This window comes from Methanococcoides sp., assembly GCF_030594565.1.
In the GTDB taxonomy this organism is placed as follows: domain Archaea; phylum Halobacteriota; class Methanosarcinia; order Methanosarcinales; family Methanosarcinaceae; genus Methanococcoides; species Methanococcoides seepicolus.
The window spans coordinates 1-4,787 of sequence record NZ_JAUVEY010000157.1 but is presented as its reverse complement, the minus strand read 5'-3'; the positions used below and the strand labels follow the sequence as shown (position 1 = coordinate 4,787).

The following is a 4,787-nucleotide window of genomic DNA, read 5'->3' as shown; positions in this document are numbered from 1 at the left end:
TGATCCGAACGACAATCCTGTTGATGAACCTGGTGATGACGGGTCAGAGGCTGAATCAATGTCTGCAGCTGTATCCCTTGGTGCAGAGATCATTCCTGCAGTAGGTATCGTTGTGACTCCCGGGACCATCAATTTCGGTTTACTCGGGGCAGGTGAGGTCAGTGATGTGAGAACCGTACAGATCAATAACAGGGGTTCAGACAGCACAATTATTACTGCTGATGTGGTAGATGCGGCAGACGACCTGTTCATAGATGGTTTGTACATTGATTCCGGTATGTGGGATGAATATTCTGCATTGCTAGTTTCAAAAGAAATGAATACAGCGGACCTTACACTTCATGTACCTTCTGATTACTCAAACATTGGTTCTATGAAGGGTATACTCGTGATCTGGGCAGAAATTGAATGAAGTTTAGATAAAATTAGAAAAGGAGCTCTTCCTTTTCTTCTTTATCCAATCGATCTTATCTGCGATCGTTGTAATCATCCTTATGCATCCATGCAATGATTATGTTTTTGATTCAGGCTTGCCTTCAGTTTGGATCGTTTTAATTTTTGATTGTATTTGGTCGTATTTCCTATCAAAACGTTGTGCAATGTGTGGCGGTTCAGTATGCATCCGATTATAAAACCTTTCGGTTTTCTTCTCCTTATAACGCTGCTACTCAGTGGTCTTACAAACATTTCAACGAATCCGCCGGAACTTGTCCCTCCTCCGACAGACGATCATCATGAGATCACTTATTATGAGCGGGAACCCCTACCCACCTTCAGGGATAGCTCAATTGTTGCCACAACATATGGTGGCAGCAGTGGTGGTAAAAGCAGTGATGTGTCTTACGATGACGATGAAGACGATGAAGACGATGAAGACGATGAAGACGATGAAGACGATGATGGCAATGACAACGGCAACGATATGTTGAAGAATGTATCAATGTCTTCGGGTGTTTCTCTTGGTGCAAACATCATTCCGGCAGTGGGGGTCGTCCTAACTCCTGGAACAATTCATTTTGGTTCTCTTGAAGCAGGTGAGGTCAGTGATGTAAATACTGTAACGATCAATAACAGAGGTGTCGATGATGCAATTATAACTGCTGATGTTATAGGTGCTGCAGATGGCCTGTTCCTAAATGGTATGCATATTGATTCCGGGATGTGGAATGAATATTCTGCATTGCTTGGTTCAAAAGAACAGAAGAATGTGAATCTAACACTTCATGTACCTTCTGATTACTCTAATATTGGTTCTATGAAAGGTATACTCATTGTTTGGGCAGAAATTGAATAAAGCTAAAGTTCGAAAGGTTTCTTCCCTTTCCTGCTTTTTTAGAAAAGAGAGTTTAGGGGTGTGCTAAAGGCTCAAGTTTTGGTATTACATACAAAGAATTTGTGATCTCATTGATGACAACTTCCACAGGAAGATTGTATACTTTTCCAATAGTTTCCGGGGTGAGTACTTCTGCTGGTGTACCCAGCGACATAAGCTTCCCATCCCTTATGAGGGCTATCTTGTCACAGTAATATGCTGCAAGGTTCAGGTCATGTACCACTGCAACTACAAGCTTCCCCTTTCTTGATTCATCTTTGATAAGGTTCAGTATATCTATCTGGTTCGTGATATCAAGATGTGATGTGGGTTCATCGAGAAGCAGGATATCCGTTTGCTGTGCAAGAGCCCTTGCAATGATGACTCGCTGAAGTTCACCACCACTTAGTTGTGTGACGAGCCTGTCCTTCAGGAAATCGGTTTTAGTTTTCTCCATGGATTCTTCAACGATGTCAAAATCTTCGGGGGATTCATTGCTCTTTATGTAAGGGGTACGTCCCATCATCACTATATCTTTTACAGCGAACTCGAAATTGATGGAGATGACTTGCGAGACCACCGCTACATGTTTGGCAAGTTCAGAGCCATTCATATGTTTTATGGATCTTCCGCTAAGGTTTATCTCTCCAGATTCGGGTTTGAGAACTTTGGTGATAGCTTTAACTAATGTTGTCTTGCCGGATCCGTTTGGACCAAGGATGCCCAGAAATTCGCCTTTTTCAGCAGAGATATTAATGTCTTCCAGTATTTTTCGGCTTCCATAGCTCACAGTCAGATCTTTGATCTCAAGCATAGATACTCTTCCTCCTCTTCCTTAACAGGTATATGAAGAAAGGAGCTCCAAAAAAGGCGGTCACAACTCCTACAGGCAGGTCTGTAGATTCGAGTATCGTTCTTGCAATAGTGTCTGAAAATACGAGGAATATCGCTCCCATGAGGGTTGATGTTGGCAGGAGTATCCTATGATCAGGTCCTACGATGATCCTCATAATATGTGGTATGATAAGCCCTACAAAACCGATGATCCCACTAACAGATACTGCGGCTGCGGTAACAAGTGATGAGAATATAAGTACGCTCCGTTTTACTTTTTCAATATCTACTCCCATACACTGTGCCTGTTCCTCACCAAGAAGCATGACATTCAGGTTCCATGATTGCCTGTAGAGCATGAAAATGCCCACCAGTATCATCAAAAAAGTGATCTTCACTTTATCCCAGCTAGCAGTCCATAGTCCTCCCATCAGCCAGTATATTATCTGGTGAGGTGACTGGGAAAGAAAAATGATGAACGATGTAATCGCTGAAAGAAAGAAACCAACAGCAATTCCTGCAAGTAACAGTGTTTCCGTAGGTACTCTTTCTCCGATCCTCGAAATATTGTATACTATAAATATGGATCCTGCCGCTGTCACAAAAGCAAGAAGTTGAAGTGGTAGCATCAGTGCAAAAGCAAGAGCTGCACCAAGGCCTGCACCGGAAGACATCCCTATTATATATGGGTCCGCCATGGGATTTTTAAGCAATCCCTGCATGGCGCAGCCGGCAGTTGCCAGCGCTGCACCTACTAATGCTCCAAGGAGGACCCTTGGAAGTCGGATGTTCATTATAATAGTACCCTGACTATCGCTCCATACCTTCTCGATATGCAGGAGATCTCCGAGCATTAATTTTTCAGTAATGGCACTAACCATTATCTTGACGGTGTCGATAGGGGAAATATCGCTGCTACCTATTGCAGTATTGCTGGCTATCATGGCTATCAGCAATACTGAAAGTAGGATCATTACAGCTCTTCCATCTCTTGCCATCTTACCCTTTTCCTCTTTCGTATTTATATTCAGGAACGTTTTGCTCTAAGGTAGCCTGCCACCAACATACATGATGCGACCATGACACTAAATCCGGGCGTGCTGTTCACTGGCGCTTCATCTTCTGTCTGCTCTTCACCGACCTTGATCTCAGGTTCAATGTATCCGTACAACTCGTTTAGTCCTTCCACGATCCTTGGACCGGGGATCTCAATGATGCTGGGCTGATCTATCGGGTACACCTTGTTGTTCTTTATGGCATCTGTCTGGGCTAATGCATCGTTGTTCTTAATTGCATCCAGTATTGTGTATGATCCTCCACCCATTCCGGAACAGATTATGATCTGTGGGTTGCTGGCGATGACATCTTCAAGATTGATCACTGGCCATCCTTCAGCTTTCTGGATATTGTTTCCTCCGGCCATCGTGATAAGATCATCAGGATATGAATTAAGCCCGGCAGAGTACATTGGATCATGCCAGATCAGATAGAGTACACGAGGACTGTCCTCAGTAGGAATATCTTCAGTTTTGCTCGTGATAGCGTCCATCTGTGTTCTCATGTCATCTGTGATCGACAGTGCTGTCTCTTTATTTCCGGTCACTTCTCCTATCAGTTCGATGTTGTTCATGATATCATCGATGGTTTTTGGCTCTATTACTATTACAGTGAGTCCCAGGTCCTTTAGCATATTGATGGCATCTTCTCCGTTTGCGGCAGAAGCAAATATAACATCAGGCTCAAGGCTGACGATCGATTCAAATTCAAGGTTGGTATATCCTCCTACCTTCGGGATATTTGCAACTTCGGGAGGATACTTATCGTGGATCGTGCCACCGACTACATTATCTCCGGCACCTATAGCAAAAAGGATTTCCGTGTTGCTTGGCATGGTGGATAATATTTTCTCGGGTTTGCTTTCAATCGTGATCGTATTGTTCATATTATCCATTATGGTAAGCGGGTATTCTGTCATACCGGCTTCTATTGCGCTTGCGTCTGATACCGATATAAGTACAAGGACCAAAAATAATACATAAAAACCTTTGAACATTATTTTTCCTCTCTTTTCTTTAAGTTTACAATCAATCGATATATCACTATAAAAAGTTTCCCTTCAGCCCAATATCTATTAGTTTTATTGGTAATGAAAATCCTGACACCCTATAATTCTCTTCATTTTTCAGGTTCAGGCACAATTAATAAAAAAGATGGCACCTGCAGGAGGTGCCTTATGCTGATTATTCAGCTTTTACAACGCCTTAAGAATTCAGCCAGTCGTAGATCAACTGCTGTAACATTTCAGTAGTGATTTTTTCTCCCGTATTTGGGGCTGGGATATCGTTTACCCAAAGGTAGATGCCTTCCTGTAATTCCGTAGTGGTGATATCTATTCCTCCATCAGACTTCACATCGTTCCATGGGTTCCAGTCGACATCGTCCACACTTGTTACGGTCGTGGCGAAGTAATTATTAGCTTCATCCCTTTCATCGATGCTATTCTGTGTGTCAATGGCAACCTGTAATTCACATTCTCCCTCGGTTGTAGGTGTCCACTCAAAAGTGACCTCTGTGTTTGAGGCGTTTGCCAGGGATGATACTGTCTTAGTATCCAACGTGATCCCATCCACTAACATCATGA

General features: G+C 42.9%; 6 protein-coding genes. 2 read left to right on the top strand and 4 right to left on the bottom strand.

Going from position 1 to position 4,787, the window contains the following annotated elements:
* Together QAS77_RS10605 and QAS77_RS10600 are read left to right on the top strand one after the other, a co-directional pair.
* The coding region (locus QAS77_RS10605) for a hypothetical protein (protein ID WP_305065466.1) at positions 1–412 on the top strand (412 nt) is incomplete at its 5' end.
* A 204-nt stretch (positions 413–616) separates the two neighbouring features.
* Positions 617–1,294: a hypothetical protein gene (locus tag QAS77_RS10600; RefSeq protein WP_305065464.1), complete on the top strand. Its 678-nt coding sequence runs from the start codon at positions 617–619 to the stop codon at positions 1,292–1,294.
* Between the two features lie 52 nt (positions 1,295–1,346).
* On the opposite strand, the gene QAS77_RS10595 is transcribed toward QAS77_RS10600, so the two are convergent.
* The 4 genes from QAS77_RS10595 to QAS77_RS10580 all read right to left on the bottom strand — a co-directional run.
* Entirely contained in the window at positions 1,347–2,126 is a 780-nt protein-coding gene (locus QAS77_RS10595) for a heme ABC transporter ATP-binding protein (RefSeq protein ID WP_305065462.1), read from the bottom strand.
* The gene (locus QAS77_RS10590; protein ID WP_305065460.1) at positions 2,119–3,144 is read right to left on the bottom strand and encodes a FecCD family ABC transporter permease; all 1,026 of its coding nucleotides are present in this window, start codon (positions 3,142–3,144) and stop codon (positions 2,119–2,121) included. The genes QAS77_RS10595 and QAS77_RS10590 overlap by 8 nt, the downstream gene beginning before the upstream one ends.
* A gap of 29 nt (positions 3,145–3,173) precedes the next feature.
* Positions 3,174–4,199, bottom strand: coding sequence for an ABC transporter substrate-binding protein (locus tag QAS77_RS10585; protein WP_305065459.1), 1,026 nt, complete (start codon positions 4,197–4,199; stop codon positions 3,174–3,176).
* Positions 4,200–4,407: 208 nt separating this feature from the next.
* The coding region (locus QAS77_RS10580; RefSeq protein ID WP_305065458.1) for a CARDB domain-containing protein at positions 4,408–4,787 on the bottom strand (380 nt) is incomplete at its 5' end.